Genomic DNA, 14,230 nt, shown 5'->3' with positions numbered 1-14,230 from the left:
GCCCCGAATGCCTGCACCTCTTCCCGATGTTTCCCTGACCGATCCCGCGCCCAGCCTCAGCCCGCTGCAATGGGTGGGCATGCAGGGCATAGACCTGCCCGTGACCGTGGCCGAGGCCGGCTACTGGCGCGAGCTGCATGCGCGTGCCGATGTGCAGGTCGATCTTCCTGCGGCCCATGTCAAGGGCATACACATGTCCCGGCTGTACCGGCAACTGGACAGCCTGGCCGAGGAATCCGCACTGTCTGCCCTGGCGCTGCGCCATGCACTGCAGGCCATGATCGACAGCCACCTCGACTGCCAAAGCCGCAGCGCCCGGATGCGCCTGTCGCTGGACCTGCTGGCCCAGCGGCCCGCCCTGGTCACCCACGATCTGTCGGGCTGGAAGTCCTATCCCGTGCGCCTGGACGCCACGCTGGCGCAGGGCGTGTTCCAGCTGCGGCTGCAGGTGGGCGTGGGCTATTCCTCGACCTGCCCCTGCTCGGCGGCACTGTCGCGCCAGTTGCTGGAGCAGGGCTTTTTGCAGGCCTTTGCGGGCGAGCCACTGGTGGAGCCGGACCAGGTGGCTTCCTGGCTGCGCCGGCACGGCACGCTGGCCACGGCACACAGCCAGCGCAGCGAGGCCCAGGTCAGCGTGGACCTGGCCTGTGATGCGCCGGACCTGGGCATCCTGCCCCTGATCGCCCGCGTGGAGCAGGCGCTGGGCACGCCCGTGCAGACCGCCGTCAAGCGCGCCGACGAACAGGCCTTTGCCGCGCTCAACGGCCGCAACCTGATGTTTGTCGAGGATGCGGCGCGCCGCATACAGGCCGCGCTGGAAGGCATCTACGCCCGGCCGCGCGTGCATGTGCGCCACATGGAGAGCCTGCATCCGCACGATGCCGTGGCCTGGGCATGACCGGCGAGCCGGCACCCGTTTCTCTACAACCCAAGGAGTTTTCCATGCAAGTTCTCTCGTCCCTCAAGGAAGCCAAGCTGCGCCATCGAGACTGCCAGGTGGTGCGCCGCCGCGGCCGCATCTACGTCATCTGCAAGAGCAACCCGCGCTTCAAGGCCCGCCAGGGCGGCGCAAAGAACAGGCGCAAGGGATGATCCGCAAGAACCCGCGCGGTGACCTGCCGCGCATCCATGCCAGCGCCTTTGTGGACCCCACGGCCATCCTGTGCGGACTGGTGGTCGTGGAAGAGAACGTCTTCATCGGCCCCTATGCGGTGATCCGTGCCGACGAGATGGATGCTGACGGCCACATCGACCCCATCGTGATCGGTGCGCACTCCAACATCCAGGACGGGGTGGTGATCCACTCCAAGTCCGGCGCGCGCGTCAGCGTGGGGCAGCACACCTCGATCGCCCATCGCGCCATCGTCCACGGGCCCTGCACCGTGGGCAATGGCGTGTTCATCGGCTTCAACAGCGTGCTGTTCAACTGCGTGGTCGATGACGGCTGCGTGGTGCGCTACAACGCCGTGGTCGATGGATGCCACCTGCCGCCGGGCTTTTATGTGCCGTCCACTGCGCGCATAGGCCCGGAGACCGACCTGTCCACGCTGGCCCAGGTGCCCGCCGACGCCAGCGATTTCTCCGAGGACGTGGTCCGCACCAACAACGAATTGGTGCGCGGCTACAAGGCCATCCACAATGAGTTCTAGAACAAAGCACCCCCTGAGCGGCTACGCCGCTTCCCCCTCTCTCGCTGCGCGGGAGGGGGACGACACCCTCGGTGCGGGGCGGCCCTTCCTCGGTGTCCCTGAGCTGGGGTGCGCCAGTCTCGTGGACCGTGGACGGTTGGTAGTGCGCAGTGGCGTGAATCACTGAGACAAGAAAGGGCTGCATGTCCGATTCCGCTGACCTCAAGAACCTGGGGCTGAAGGCCACGCTGGCGCGACTGTGGGTACTGGACATCTTTCGCCACGGGGACCAGCGGCATCTGGCGGCGGAGGAGGTTTACCGCCAGCTGCATGACCAGGGCCGGGGCACCAGCCTGGCCACGGTCTACCGCGTGCTGGCGCAGCTGGAGCAGGCCGGCATGCTGCGCCAGCAGCGCTTTGCGGCGGGCAAGGCGGTCTATGAACTCGACGACGGCGAGCACCATGACCACCTGATCTGCACGCGCTGCGGCCTGGTGCAGGAGTTCCACGATGCGGTGATCGAGCAGCGCCAGAAGCTGCTGGCGCGCTCGCATGGCTTTGCCATCGTGGAGCACTCCCACATCCTTTACGGGCGCTGCATCAAGCCCGACTGCGAACGGCTGGCGGGCCGGCAGGAGGCTAGCTCTCCTTGAGGCTGCGCTGCGCACGCTCGCAGATGCGGCGTGTGGCGGGCACGGGCGATTCCTCGAGCCATTGCGCGCACAGGGCGCGCACCCAGTCGGGCCGGCTCTTGGCCGCGTCGTTGAGCCAGTTGGCCACCGAGTCCTGCACATAGGGCGAGGCATCGGCGCGCAGCCGCTGCAAAAGGGGCAGGGCGATCTCCGGCTGCTGCTTGAGCGCCGCGATATGGCTGCACCAGACGCCGCGCGGCCGCAGGGCCTCGCTGGCGAAGCGGCGCAGGCGGTCGGAGGGCCGCCTTGTCCACCGGGACAACTCGGCCACGGCCTGCGGCAGGTCGCTGGCCAGATGCGGGCGCACGCCCATCCACGACCATTCGCGCACGCCGAAATGCGAGTCATCGGCCAGCGGCCGCACCAGCTCCAGGCGTTGGCTCAGGGTCAGGCCCGGCTGCGCACCGGCCATGAAGCAGGCCCAGCCGCGCACCGTGTCAGAGCGGTGCGTGAGGCAGCGCTGCCAGCCGGCCTGGCCCAGCGCCTGCCACAGCAGGCCGCCAATGCACTCCATGCGTTTGAGAATGCCAAGCTGGCCCAGCGCCTGCGCCGTGTCCTCCAGTTGCGGCCACGCGTCGGGAAAGACGGCCTGCAGCAGCCGGGCCTGGTCCACGGCCAGGCTTTCGGTCAGCGTGGCGGTCTCGATCTCGCCCAGGGACAGGGCCTGCAGCAGTTCGGGAGTGATATCGACTGTGCGGTTGGCGCCCTTGCGCCGGGGCGTGGGTGCCGTCATGCGCTGGCCTCCACGCCTGCGGCGGCCTTGGCCAGCAGCTTTCCCAACTGGCCGCGTTCGGCGGGCGACAGGTTGGAAAACAGGCCGGCGATCCATTGGCTGTGCCGGGCAAACAGCTTGCGCGCCAGCTGGCGGCCCTTGGCGGTGAGCTGCACGCGCAGCGCTCGGCGGTCGGCCGGGTCGGGCAGGCGCTCGGCCAGGGCCTCGCGTTCCAGGCCGTCCAGCAGGCCGGTCACGGTGGCGCGGGTGATGCCGGCCTGCTCGGCCAGGTGGTTGGGTGCCAGGCCTTCGCTGGCGGATTCCAGCAGGAACAGCAGCACGAAGCGCCCTTCGGACAGGCCATGGGGCGCCAGCAGCGCGGCGCAGTCACGGTCGATGCGCGCAGCCAGGGACAGGGTCTGGAAGCACAGCCGCATGCTGTCCACGTCGTCCAGCTTGCGGCGCTCGGCCTCGGCCAGCAGGGCCTGGTATTTCTGTTCGAGTTGCATGCGGCAAGCATACAGTATGGTGGCTAACCATGTGGCTGCGCCTCCAGGCAAGCAGTGGCCTGTGCGCGAAGGCTGCGCCTGCGGCGCAGCCTTCGCACGCCTATGAGCACGCCCGTGGCGCTCATCAGCAGGCCGCCCAGGCTGAAGGCCAGCAGCAGCCCATCCCACAGCGGCCGGCGCTGCAGCAGCGGCAGCCAGTCCCAGCTGTGCAGCATGGCGAACAGCCAGCGCTTGAGGCGCTGGGTGCCATCCAGCCGGCCCAGCACCTGGCCCGTGTGCGGGTCGATGTGCACCCAGCTGGCCGCGGCATCGCCAAAGACCACGCGCAGCACGGGCAGGGGCTTGTCATGGCCGCCCATCATGGTGTGCTCGGCGCGCTCGTACCAGTACAGGTCGTGCGCGGTCAGCCATTCGCTGCGCAGCATGGGGGCGTCGATCAGCACGGCCGCGCGGTCCAGCAGGGCCTCGCGCGAATGGGCCACGGGCGCGGCGCTGGCGCTGTCCAGCACCAGGGGCGTACCGGCTGCGGGCTGGGCCAGCACCTCGGTGCGGCCTGCGGTGCGCAGCCAGCGCAGTTCGCGCACGGGGCCGCCCGCTGCGGCGATCAGCGACTGCGGCGTGGCGTCGTCCCCGGTCAGGCGCAGCGGGCCCTGCTGCCACCGGGCCATGTGCAGTGGCGGCGTGCCCGTGTCGAACAGGCGCCAGGGGTTCATGGACATCAGGCCGCTGAAGATCCAGGCCAGCGTGGTCAGCGCAAACAGCAGGCCCGCCACATGGTGCCAGCGCATGGCGCGGCCCGGGTAGGGCGTGCGCCGGCCGCTGCGGTAGGGCTGCCTGAACCGCCAGCGCATCACCCCGACCACGGTGCCGGTGATGGCCACGGCAATGCCGACCAGCGACAGCACGTTGACGATGTCGGCCCAGGCGCCATCAAAGGCATTGCCCCGGAACATGTACAGCCAGTGCAGCCAGGCGCCCAGGTAGTTCCAGCCGCGCTCGGTGCGCGTGGCATCGCGCACCACCTCGGCCGTGCGGCCGGAGATGTAGAGCAGCGTGCCCTGGGCATCGTCCAGTTGCACGCGGTGCAGGGGGCGGTGGATGTCCAGCGCGCGCGAGTGGCTGAAGGCATCCTCATCCACCGTGCCCAGGTAGTGCAGGCCCGTGCCGTCCCCCGCGAAGGCGCGGGCACTGGCCAGGGCCTGCGCCTGACTGGTGGAGGGCAGCACCTGGCCGCTGGCTGCATCAATGGCCACGGGCTGGCGCCGCCCCTCGGGCGTTGCCAGGTAGCTGGCACGGCCGGCGCTGCCGGCATGCAGGCGCAGATCCTTGAGCGGGCCGTCGATGCCGGCCGCATGCAGCGCCTCGGCGGGCGCGAGCAGGGCGGCGTTGCCATCGAGCGGAGGCAGGTGGCGCAGCCGTTCAGCCTCGGTGAGCTTGGGGTAGCCCACGTACATCATCACCATGCCCGAGACAAACCACAGCGCAAAGAACAGGCACAGGGCAATGCCCAGCCAGCGGTGCAGCAGGAACAGCCAGCGTTTGAGGTGAAGGCGCATGGCGCGGCCCTTTCTCAGAACGCCACGCGCAGCGTGATATCGGCCGTGCGCGGCGCCCCCAGGTAGGCCATGGTGCTGGTCAGGCTGGCGGCGTAGACGCGGTCCGTGGCATTGCGCAGCCGTGCAACCACGGTCATGCGCGGGTCGATGCGGTAGCTCAGGCCCAGGTCCAGCAGCGTGTAGGCAGGCCAGGACAGGGTGTTGGCCGCATCGGCATAGATGCCTCCCACGCGGCGCAGCCCGGCGTTGACCTCCAGCGCCGGCGTGATGCGGTAGCTGGTCCAGAGGTTGAGCACGCTGGCGGGCGTATTCGTGGGCCGCTTGCCCGCCAGGGACACGCCGCCTTGCTGGTAGTTGTCATAGCGCGCGTCCACATGGCTCCAGTTGCCCTGGACCGACCAGCGCGGCGTGGGCGCCAGGCCCATGGACAGCTCCACCCCGCGCGAGGACTGCTGGCCCACCAGCACCGTGCGCGTGCTGTCCTGCGGGTCCTGGGTGGAGATGTTGCGGCGCGTGATGTGATAGACCGCCAGCGCCGCCGTTCCCTTGCCCTGCCAGAATGACAGCTTGCTGCCCGCCTCCACCTGGCGGCCCGTGGTCAGCCCGGTGTTGTTGATGGCGTCGGCAAACGAGGCGCCCATCAGCATGCCCGATGGCGGATCGGCCGCCGTGGAGAACTGCGCGTAGAGATTGGCCTCGGGCGTGGCATCCCAGACCAGGCCCACGCGCCCGGTCGTCGGGCTATAGCTGCGGCTGTAGCTGGCGGGCAGCGCGGGCGTTACATCGCGCCGGTTGGTCAGGTCCACATCGATGCGTTCATGGCGCAGGGCGGTCAGCAGCTGCAGGGCCGGGGTGAGGGCCGTGCGGTTTTCCAGGTACAGGGCGGTGGTGGTGACCTTGTTGTCGCGGTCGGGCCTGAAGCCGGGCGCCATGCCGGGAATGTCGTAGAAGTTCTCCGTCGTGAAATCGTAGGGATTGACCGTGCTCACCGTGCCCGACAGGCTGTTCGGAAAGCGTGTCTGCCGGTTCACGCTCACATCCAGCCCAAAGGCCCATTCGCTGCGCCGGCCGGCCAGCTCGCTCAGGTAGCTGCCTTCGATGCGGTCGCCCACCATGCGCTGGTCATGGCGCTGCAGCAGCGCCGCCGAGCGCACCACCGCGCTGTTGTCGGGCGTGAAGCGGTAGGTCTCCACGTTGCGGTAGTCGCGCAGCGCGTCATAGGCGTAGAAGGTGTTGCTCAGCTTGAGCCGGTCGCTGGCCCGCCATTCGGTGATGGAGCGCAGCCACTGCACGCGCTGGGCGTACAGGCCGTCGGCGCTGTTGTAGTTCTTGCCGAGGGTGGCCTCGTCAATGCGCGCCTGGCCGCGCAGCGGGTTGAGCAGCGGCGTGCCCCAGTACGGGCGGTCCACCCGCTCATGCTGGGCTTCGTAGGCCAGGGTGTGCGTCAGGCCGCCACCCAGGTCGGACAGCAGCGAGGCCGCCAGCTGCGTGGAGCGCGATTGCGTGCCGCCCACCCAGCTGTCGGCATCGCGGTGGTTGAGGTCCAGGCGCAGGTAATGGGTCGTGCCCTGGCTGTCGGTGGCATCGCCCAGGCGGCGGTTCAGCCCGACGGAGGCTTCCTTGAGCCCATAGCTGCCCAGGCGCAGCTGGCCTTCGGTGAAGCTGTCGCGCTGGGCCAGCTTGGTGATGTAGTTCAGCGTGCCGCCCACGCCGCCTGCGCCGTAGAGAAAGCCGGAAGCGCCGCCAATGGCCTCCACCCGGTCGTAGATCCAGCTGTCCACGGGCCGGGCCGCAATGGAGTACTGCAGATTGATGCCGTTGAACAGCTGGCTGACCGACCCCGTGCCGAAGCCCCGGTAGCTGATGCCGATGTTGCCGGGCGGGCTGTAGGCCGTGACGCCCGGAATGGAGCGCAGGATCTCCTGCGTGTCCTGGGCGCCGCGCGCCTCGATGGCGGCGCGGTCCACGATGTGCACCGAGGCCGGTGTCTCGCGCGCCGTCAGGCCCAGGCGGCTGGCCGTGCCCACGGTCTTGTTCAGCGGCAGCAGACCGTTGGCGTCGGCCGTGGCCTGGTCAGAGACTTCGACGGCGGGCAGTGCCGCCTCGGCCAGGGCCTGCGCGTGCGCGGCAGGTGCCCATGCGGCGCCCAGCGCGCAGCACAGCGCCGTGGCCAGGGGATGGAGACGAAAGGCGTGCGTGGACGCGCGCACCGGCGCCGCCATCGCGGGGAAAGGGGAAGAATTCACGAACTGACTCCGGGTCTTGCACCGCGCATGCGGCGCAGTCCTGGGCCACAGGCGCGGCACAGGCGGGCCGGGCGCTCATCAGCAGGCCCGGCGGCGATTCAAGAGAACACGGCAGTCAGCGAGGGAGGGCCGCGCGCCGGCAGCGGCGCACGTGTGACGGAGGCAATGTGCGCCGCCACCAGTGGCAGCAGCGCGTGGGCCAGCGGTTGCTGGTGGGGCACGGCCATCTGCGGCAGGGCCGGCGGCGGTGCGCCAGCGGGCAGGCACATGGGGCAGTCAAGCTGGTGGTGGCCCATGCCAGGCGCCGCGCTGTCGCCCAGCGCCACCAGCTTGACGTCGCCGCTGGCCGTGCAGACCAGCTCGAATCCCTGGGGATGGACCAGGGGTGAGGCCACGGCAACGCCCAGCGTCACGGCAAACCAGGCCAATATCAGCCGGGTGAGCCAGAACGAGGAGCGAAGCGCTTGCATGGGCCGTGATTATGGCTTGGGGGCTGGCGTCGGTGTGAACAGACTGCCGCCCAGCTTGACGCCAGCCTTCAGGCCGCGCTTGGCGAACCAGCCCTGGTTCATCTCCAGCACATAGCGCACGGGCTTGGCCGAGCAGTGCGAGTCCTCGGTCATGGGCTTCATGTCGGCCAGGTTCACGATGGTGCCGTCATCGGCCACGAAGGCGGCGGTCAGCGGCAGCAGGGTGTTGCGCATCCAGAAGCACTGCACGGCGGGCACCTCGAAGACGAAGATCATGCCCTCCTGCGCGGGCATGTCCTGGCGGAACATCAGGCCGATGGCGCGCTCGCGGTCCGAGGCGGCCACCTGGGCATCGATGCGGTGGATTCCGGCCGTCAACTCCACGCGGCGCAGATTCATCTGGGGGTTGCCCTGGGGCTGTGCGCCTGCCGATACGGCGGCGCCAGCCAGGCAGGCGGCCATGAGCAACCGCTGCAGCGCGCGGCGGGAAAGGGATGTGTGGAGGGGTGTCGAAGGCTTCGTCATCTTGCACATTCTGTCGCAGGGGGCGCGTGGCCGGACGCAAAAATCGGCCTGGCCGGGCCATCATGGCCGGCCGGGCGGCAAAAAGCCCGCAGTGCATTGCTGACTTGCGGGCTTTTTCGAGGGGATGCCGGCTGGCATCCCGCAGCATGGATCAGGCCACGGCCTTGTGTGCCTTCTTCGTGGAGCGCTTGGCGTGCTTCTTGCCGGAGTGCTTGCCGCTCTTGGCGACCTTGGCCTTCTTGGCTGTGTGAGCGGGAGCAGCTGCGGAAGCGGCCGTGGGAGCCGACATCGGCGCTTCGGGTGCTGCGGCGGCCTGTGCGAAGGCGCCTGCGGCAAACGAACCGGCGATCAGGACAGCGAGGAGTTTTTTCATATATGCCATTTCCTAGAAAAGCGGTAGAAGCCAAGTTGAATCAGACAACGGTGCGAAATTCTTGATGCACCGCACATGCTCAACGCGTTTACTGTATCGCCGTTGACAGGAGGGCGGCCCGATTGTCGTTAGAATTTTCTGCACCAAATTCGTGCCCGATCCGGGCATTCACTCTTGCCTCGTGCACCAGCCAACGGAGACCCGTCCCCATGAACCGCTTCCAGCACATCCAGGTGCCGGCCGAGGGCCAGAAGATCACTGTCAACGCCGACATGTCGTTGAACGTGCCAGACCAGCCCATCATTCCTTTCATTGAAGGCGACGGCACCGGCGTGGACATCACGCCCGTGATGATCAAGGTGGTGGATGCCGCCGTGGCCAGGGCCTATGGCGGCAAGCGCAAGATCCAGTGGATGGAGGTCTTCGCAGGCGAGAAATCCACGCGCATCTACGGCCCCGATGTCTGGCTGCCCGAGGAAACCATGCAGGCCCTGCGCGAGTACGTGGTCTCCATCAAGGGCCCGCTGACCACGCCCGTGGGCGGCGGCATCCGCTCGCTGAACGTGGCGCTGCGCCAGGAGCTGGACCTCTACGTCTGCCTGCGCCCCGTGCAGTACTTCAAGGGCGTGCCTTCGCCGCTGAAGGAGCCGGAGAAGACCAACATGGTCATCTTCCGCGAGAACTCCGAGGACATCTACGCGGGCATCGAGTACGAGGCGCGCAGCGACAACGCCAAGAAGCTCATCGACTTCCTGGTCAAGGAAATGGGCGTCAAGAAGATCCGCTTCCCCGAGACCTCGGGCATCGGCGTCAAGCCCGTGTCCATCGAGGGCACGGAGCGCCTGGTGCGCAAGGCCATCCAGTACGCGATCGACAATGACAAGCCCAGCGTGACCCTGGTCCACAAGGGCAACATCATGAAGTTCACCGAAGGGGGCTTCCGCGACTGGGGCTACGCGCTGGCCGCGCGCGAGTTCGGCGCCCAGCCCATCGACGGCGGACCCTGGCTCAAGTTCAAGAACCCGCGCACGGGCCGCGACATCGTCATCAAGGACTCCATTGCCGACGCCTTCCTGCAGCAGATCCTGCTGCGCCCGGCCGAGTACTCGGTGGTGGCCACGCTCAACCTCAACGGCGACTACATCTCGGACGCGCTGGCCGCCCAGGTCGGCGGCATCGGCATTGCGCCCGGCGCCAACATGTCCGACTCCGTGGCCTGCTTCGAGGCCACGCACGGCACGGCCCCCAAGTACGCGGGCAAGGACTATGTGAACCCGGGCTCCGAAATCCTCTCGGCCGAGATGATGCTGCGCCACATGGGCTGGCGCGAGGCGGCCGACCTGGTCATCAGCGCGCTGGAAAAGGCCATCCAGAGCAAGCAGGTGACCTACGACTTCGCCCGCCTGATGGACGGCGCCACCCAGGTGTCGTGCTCCGGCTTTGGCGAGGTGATGATCTCCAAGATGGATTGACGGGCGCCCGCGCTCCATGAAAAAACCGCGCCAGGCGCGGTTTTTTCTTTGCTGGTCGTTGAGGGATCAGCTCTTGGGCAGCGCACAGCCATCGGGCCCGCAATCCTCGCCTTGGGGCGCCGCGTGTTCGCCGGCGGTGATGGCCGCAACCTGCTGCACCCACTCGCCCAGCTGCGTTGCCCAGCCCTGTGCATCGCCCAGCCAGGGACCGATGTCGATGCGCTGTATGGCGCGCTGGCCCGGCTGCTCTGCCTCGGGGTGGTCGAACTCCAGCGCGAAGGTCGGGAAACCCTGGCCTTGTGCCAGGTCCAGCCATTCGCGCGACTGGGCGATATGGGCCTGGGTTGCGGCGCCCGAAAGGCGCTGGAAGGCGTCGGTGAAGGCCGCCACGTCCAGGCCCAGGTCCCGGGCCAGTTCCAGCAGCACGGCCGGATCGCTGATGCGGCGGCCTTCCACGTAGTGGGCCTGCTGCTGGCGCGCCAGCATGTCCAGGCCCCGGCCCGCCAGTTCCTCGGCGGCCAGCAGGGCCGTGGTGGGCGGCTCGGAGTCCAGCACGGCGCCCAGGTCGTTGAGCAGGCCGTCGAAGTAGGCCGTGCCGAAGGGCTGGCCCGTCATCTCGGCAATGCGCTGGTCGTGCGGCATCACGTGGCCGCGCCAGTCGGCCGTGATGGTGCGGGTGTGGGCGCCGGTGAGCATGCCGCCGCCATGCCATTGAAGCGTGACGCCGGGCACGCTGCGTGCGGCCTTGACCAGAGGCGCGGCGGCATAGCACCAGCCGCACAGCGGGTCGAAGATGTAGTGGAGGACAAAGGGCGGCTGCGCGGTCGTGGTCATGGCAGGAGCGGGCTGTGATGAAGGCGCCCACTGTAGCGGCTATTGGCTTGCCCGTGACGGGGCAGGGCCGCAGGCAGAATGGGCGACTGCCGCCGTGCAGCCACCGTGCTGCCATCGCCGATTCCGTCTGCATTGCCATGCGCCTCAAATCCACGCCGCCTCCGTCCGATCCGTCCGATCCGTCCGCTGCCTCCACCCCGGCCGCCGAGCCCAGCGTCCAGTCCGTCGCCCGGCGCGGCATGCTGGGTTTTCTGCTGTTCTGGCTGCTGGTCATGGGCGTGCTGTACTGGGCCATGCAGATGTACCTGAAGCCGGCCGGCGTCAAGGTCCAGGCCGATGGCACGGTGGCCATTGCGCGTGACCGCGACGGGCATTTCCGCGTGGAAGGGGCCGTCAACGGGCAGCCCGTCATGTTCCTGGTGGACACGGGTGCCAGCATGGTCGGCGTGACCGAGCCGCTGGCCGAGCGCGCAGGCCTGGACGGCGGCGAGCCCGTGCGCTTTCGCACCGCCAATGGCGAGCGCGACGGCCGCATGGTGGTGGCCGAGCAGGTGCGCGTGGCCTCCCTGGTGGTCAGCGGCCTGCGCGTGGGCACGGGCTATACCGGCAGCACGGACAGGGATGCGCTGCTGGGCCAGAACTTCCTGCGCCAGTTCGATGTGGAAATACGCGGCGACCGCATGCTGATCCATCCGCGCGGCAGCGGGTCTTCGCCCAGGCAGTAAGTACGTAAGCAACTAATTAAGTTAAGGGAGAGGGACATGACAAACAACGGCTTTCGCACCGACAGGCGCAGATGGCTGCAGACGGGCGCAGCCCTGGCGGCGCTGGGCTGTACGGCCTGTGCCAGCGTGGGGCAGGGCGGTACCTTTTCCACCGGCACCGGCACCGGCACCGGCCTGGCCGAGGACCTGGGCGAACGCCTGGACCAGGGCGTGCAGAGCGGAGAACTGGCGAACCTGCACGCGGTCGTCGTGATGCGCCACGGCCGGCTGGCGCTGGAGCGCTATTTCGAGGGCGAGGACGAACGCTGGGGCGAGCCGCTGGGCAAGGTGGCCTTCAACGCCGACTCCTTGCACGATGTGCGCTCGGTCAGCAAGAGCATCGTCGGCCTGCTGTACGGCATGGCCCTGGCCGAGGGCAAGGTGCCCGCGCTGGACACGCCCCTGGTCCAGGCCTTTCCCGCCTACGGCGATCTGGCGGCCGATGAGGGCCGGCGCGCCATCCTGGTCTCCCATGCCCTGGGCATGACCATGGGCCTGCAATGGGACGAGGACCTTCCGTATTCCGACCCGCGCAACAGCGAAATCGCCATGGAGCGCAGCAGCGACCGCTACCGCTACGTGCTGGAGCAGCCCATCGTCGCCCCGCCCGGCGAACGCTGGTGCTACAGCGGCGGGGCCACGGCCCTGCTGGGCCATCTGATCGCGCAGGGCAGTGGCATGCCGCTGCTGGACTATGCGCGGCACAAGCTGTTTGCTCCGCTGGGCATCGACAAGGCCGAGTGGACGCCTGGCACCAACGGCGAGGCGGCCGCCGCCTCGGGCCTGCGCCTGCGGGCGCGGGACCTGGCCCGCATTGGTCAGCTGGTGCTGCAGCAGGGCGAATGGCAAGGCCGGGCGCTGGTGCCCCGGCATTGGATTGTGCAATCCATTCAGCCGCGCGTGGACGCCTGGCCCGGCCTGCGCTACGGGCACCACTGGTACGTGGGGCAGACCCGCGCCGGCCTGGCGTACTACATGGCCATCGGCCTGGGCGGCCAGCGGCTGGTGGTGGTGCCCCAGCATTCGCTGGTGTATGCCGTCTTCATGGGCAACTACGACAGCCCCCAGCAGGTGCAGCGCGTGGCCGCCGTGCAGGGTCTGATCGCCGCTGCCTTGCGTTGACTGCCTGGCGTTGACAGCCTTGCCCTGACAGCCGAGCGCGGGCACGTCGGGCGTGCGAGAATCCCCGCTTCCAAGGTCGGCCGCGTGCCCGGCTCGCGCAAGCAGGGCGCGAAGCGGGGCGGGCCGGTGCGTGTCGAGGCTCGATCCACTTTCCTGGTTCCGGTGCCGGCCCATGAGCCCCTGAGGCCATGGCGCCGGTTGTTTCTGCCTCCCGCATGATCGCCAGATCACCGTTTGCCCGTGTCCCACCGCCAGCCCATCCGCATCGCCGACCGCCACCAGTTCGACACCCTGATCGACGCCCGTTCGCCTGCCGAATTCGCGCAGGACCACATTCCCGGCGCCATCAACTGCCCCGTGCTCGACAACGAGGAGCGCGCCCGGATCGGCACCATCTACAAGCAGGTCAGCCCCTTCGAGGCCAAGCGCCTGGGCGCGGCCATGGTCTCGGCCAATCTGGCGCGCCATCTGCAGGAAACCTTCGCCGACAAGCCCGCCAACTGGAAACCGCTGGTCTACTGCTGGCGCGGCGGCCTGCGCAGCGGCTCCATGGTCACCTGGCTGCGCCTGGTCGGCTGGGATGCCCAGCAACTGGCCAACGGCTACAAGTCCTATCGCGGCCATGTGATCGAGCTGATCGACCGCCTGGTGCCCCAGCTGCGCCTGCAGGTGCTGTGCGGCGCCACCGGCAGCGCCAAGACCCGGGTGCTGCATGCCCTGGCCGAGGCCGGCGAGCAGGTGCTGGACCTGGAGGGCTATGCCAGCCACAAGGGCTCCTTGCTGGGCAACCTGCCCGGGGTGGAGCAGCCCAGCCAGAAATACTTCGAGACGCTGCTGGCCCAGCAGCTGGAGAGTTTCGATCCGTCGCGCACCGTGTACGTGGAAGGCGAGAGCGCCAAGATCGGCCGCGTGTCCCTGCCGCTGGTGCTGGTCGAGCACATGCGCCAGTCGCCCGTGATTGCGCTCGATGCCACGCCCGAGGCGCGCCTGGCCTACCTGCTGCGCGACTACGCCTACCTGGGCGACGATCCGCAGACGCTGGCCGACAAGCTGGGCTGGCTCAAGGAGCTGCAGGGCAAGGAGACCATCTCGCGCTGGCAGGCCTGGGCGCATGAGCGCAGCCTCTCGCCGCTTTTCTCCGAGCTCATGGCCCAGCACTACGACCCGCACTACGAGCGCTCGCAGGAGCGGCATTTCACGCAGTGGCGCACGCGCTGCAGAGTGCAGGCCGACGACCTCAGCGAGGCCGGCATCGCCGCGCTGGCGCAGCAGATACTGGCGCTGGATGGGGCATCGGCCGCATGAAGCAGCCGCGTGGATCAGGCGT

General features: G+C 68.6%; 16 protein-coding genes. 8 read left to right on the top strand and 8 right to left on the bottom strand.

What is annotated here, in order from left to right:
• Nucleotides 1-7 precede the first annotated feature (7 nt).
• The 4 genes from folE2 (at nt 8) to fur (ending at nt 2,281) form a co-directional block, all read left to right on the top strand.
• Complete coding sequence (gene folE2, locus ACUTR7_RS02725; RefSeq protein WP_445608057.1) at nt 8-898, top strand: GTP cyclohydrolase FolE2; 891 nt, start codon at nt 8-10, stop codon at nt 896-898.
• Nucleotides 899-942: 44 nt separating this feature from the next.
• The gene (gene ykgO / locus ACUTR7_RS02720; protein WP_013802515.1) at nt 943-1,092 is read left to right on the top strand and encodes a type B 50S ribosomal protein L36; all 150 of its coding nucleotides are present in this window, start codon (nt 943-945) and stop codon (nt 1,090-1,092) included.
• Nucleotides 1,089-1,649: a gamma carbonic anhydrase family protein gene (locus ACUTR7_RS02715; protein WP_013802514.1), complete on the top strand. Its 561-nt coding sequence runs from the start codon at nt 1,089-1,091 to the stop codon at nt 1,647-1,649. The genes ykgO and ACUTR7_RS02715 overlap by 4 nt, the downstream gene beginning before the upstream one ends.
• 182 nt (nt 1,650-1,831) lie before the next feature.
• Entirely contained in the window at nt 1,832-2,281 is a 450-nt protein-coding gene (fur, locus tag ACUTR7_RS02710; protein ID WP_013802513.1) for a ferric iron uptake transcriptional regulator, read from the top strand.
• Here fur and ACUTR7_RS02705 read toward each other — a convergent pair.
• The 7 genes from ACUTR7_RS02705 to ACUTR7_RS02675 form a co-directional block, all read right to left on the bottom strand.
• On the bottom strand, nt 2,268-3,053 hold the full coding sequence (locus ACUTR7_RS02705) for a DNA alkylation repair protein (RefSeq protein ID WP_445608056.1): 786 nt from the start codon (nt 3,051-3,053) through the stop codon (nt 2,268-2,270). The two genes, fur and ACUTR7_RS02705, sit on opposite strands and share 14 nt — an antisense overlap.
• Entirely contained in the window at nt 3,050-3,541 is a 492-nt protein-coding gene (locus ACUTR7_RS02700; protein ID WP_012205483.1) for a MarR family winged helix-turn-helix transcriptional regulator, read from the bottom strand. Before ACUTR7_RS02700 ends, ACUTR7_RS02705 begins: the two co-directional genes overlap by 4 nt.
• Before the next feature lie 23 nt (nt 3,542-3,564).
• Complete coding sequence (locus ACUTR7_RS02695; protein ID WP_445608055.1) at nt 3,565-5,097, bottom strand: PepSY domain-containing protein; 1,533 nt, start codon at nt 5,095-5,097, stop codon at nt 3,565-3,567.
• 14 nt (nt 5,098-5,111) lie between these two features.
• On the bottom strand, nt 5,112-7,319 hold the full coding sequence (locus tag ACUTR7_RS02690) for a TonB-dependent receptor (RefSeq protein WP_445608236.1): 2,208 nt from the start codon (nt 7,317-7,319) through the stop codon (nt 5,112-5,114).
• A gap of 122 nt (nt 7,320-7,441) precedes the next feature.
• Nucleotides 7,442-7,813, bottom strand: coding sequence for a DUF2946 family protein (locus ACUTR7_RS02685; protein ID WP_141832361.1), 372 nt, complete (start codon nt 7,811-7,813; stop codon nt 7,442-7,444).
• Between the two features lie 9 nt (nt 7,814-7,822).
• Nucleotides 7,823-8,275, bottom strand: coding sequence for a DUF192 domain-containing protein (locus ACUTR7_RS02680; RefSeq protein ID WP_224986032.1), 453 nt, complete (start codon nt 8,273-8,275; stop codon nt 7,823-7,825).
• A 214-nt stretch (nt 8,276-8,489) separates the two neighbouring features.
• Nucleotides 8,490-8,711 carry a hypothetical protein gene (locus tag ACUTR7_RS02675; protein WP_012205488.1) on the bottom strand — a complete coding sequence of 74 codons (222 nt, stop codon included), beginning with the start codon at nt 8,709-8,711 and terminating at the stop codon, nt 8,490-8,492.
• A gap of 209 nt (nt 8,712-8,920) precedes the next feature.
• Between ACUTR7_RS02675 and icd the strand changes: the two genes are divergently transcribed.
• Nucleotides 8,921-10,183, top strand: coding sequence for an NADP-dependent isocitrate dehydrogenase (gene icd, locus ACUTR7_RS02670; RefSeq protein ID WP_012205489.1), 1,263 nt, complete (start codon nt 8,921-8,923; stop codon nt 10,181-10,183).
• Nucleotides 10,184-10,249: 66 nt separating this feature from the next.
• Here the strand turns inward: icd and ACUTR7_RS02665 are convergent, their stop codons facing one another.
• On the bottom strand, nt 10,250-11,017 hold the full coding sequence (locus ACUTR7_RS02665; protein ID WP_445608054.1) for a DsbA family protein: 768 nt from the start codon (nt 11,015-11,017) through the stop codon (nt 10,250-10,252).
• A gap of 137 nt (nt 11,018-11,154) precedes the next feature.
• Between ACUTR7_RS02665 and ACUTR7_RS02660 the strand changes: the two genes are divergently transcribed.
• From ACUTR7_RS02660 to mnmH, 3 genes are all read left to right on the top strand, one after another.
• Nucleotides 11,155-11,742, top strand: coding sequence for a retropepsin-like aspartic protease family protein (locus ACUTR7_RS02660; protein ID WP_445608053.1), 588 nt, complete (start codon nt 11,155-11,157; stop codon nt 11,740-11,742).
• 36 nt (nt 11,743-11,778) lie between these two features.
• Nucleotides 11,779-12,903, top strand: a complete 1,125-nt coding sequence (locus ACUTR7_RS02655) for a serine hydrolase domain-containing protein (RefSeq protein ID WP_445608052.1) — start codon at nt 11,779-11,781, stop codon at nt 12,901-12,903.
• A 240-nt stretch (nt 12,904-13,143) separates the two neighbouring features.
• The gene (gene mnmH / locus ACUTR7_RS02650; protein ID WP_445608235.1) at nt 13,144-14,208 is read left to right on the top strand and encodes a tRNA 2-selenouridine(34) synthase MnmH; all 1,065 of its coding nucleotides are present in this window, start codon (nt 13,144-13,146) and stop codon (nt 14,206-14,208) included.
• Nucleotides 14,209-14,230 lie beyond the last annotated feature (22 nt).

Source organism: Delftia sp. NA_296.1 (assembly GCF_052692095.1).
The sequence above is the reverse complement of the archived record's forward strand: the minus strand, read 5'-3'. Positions and strand labels throughout refer to the sequence as shown.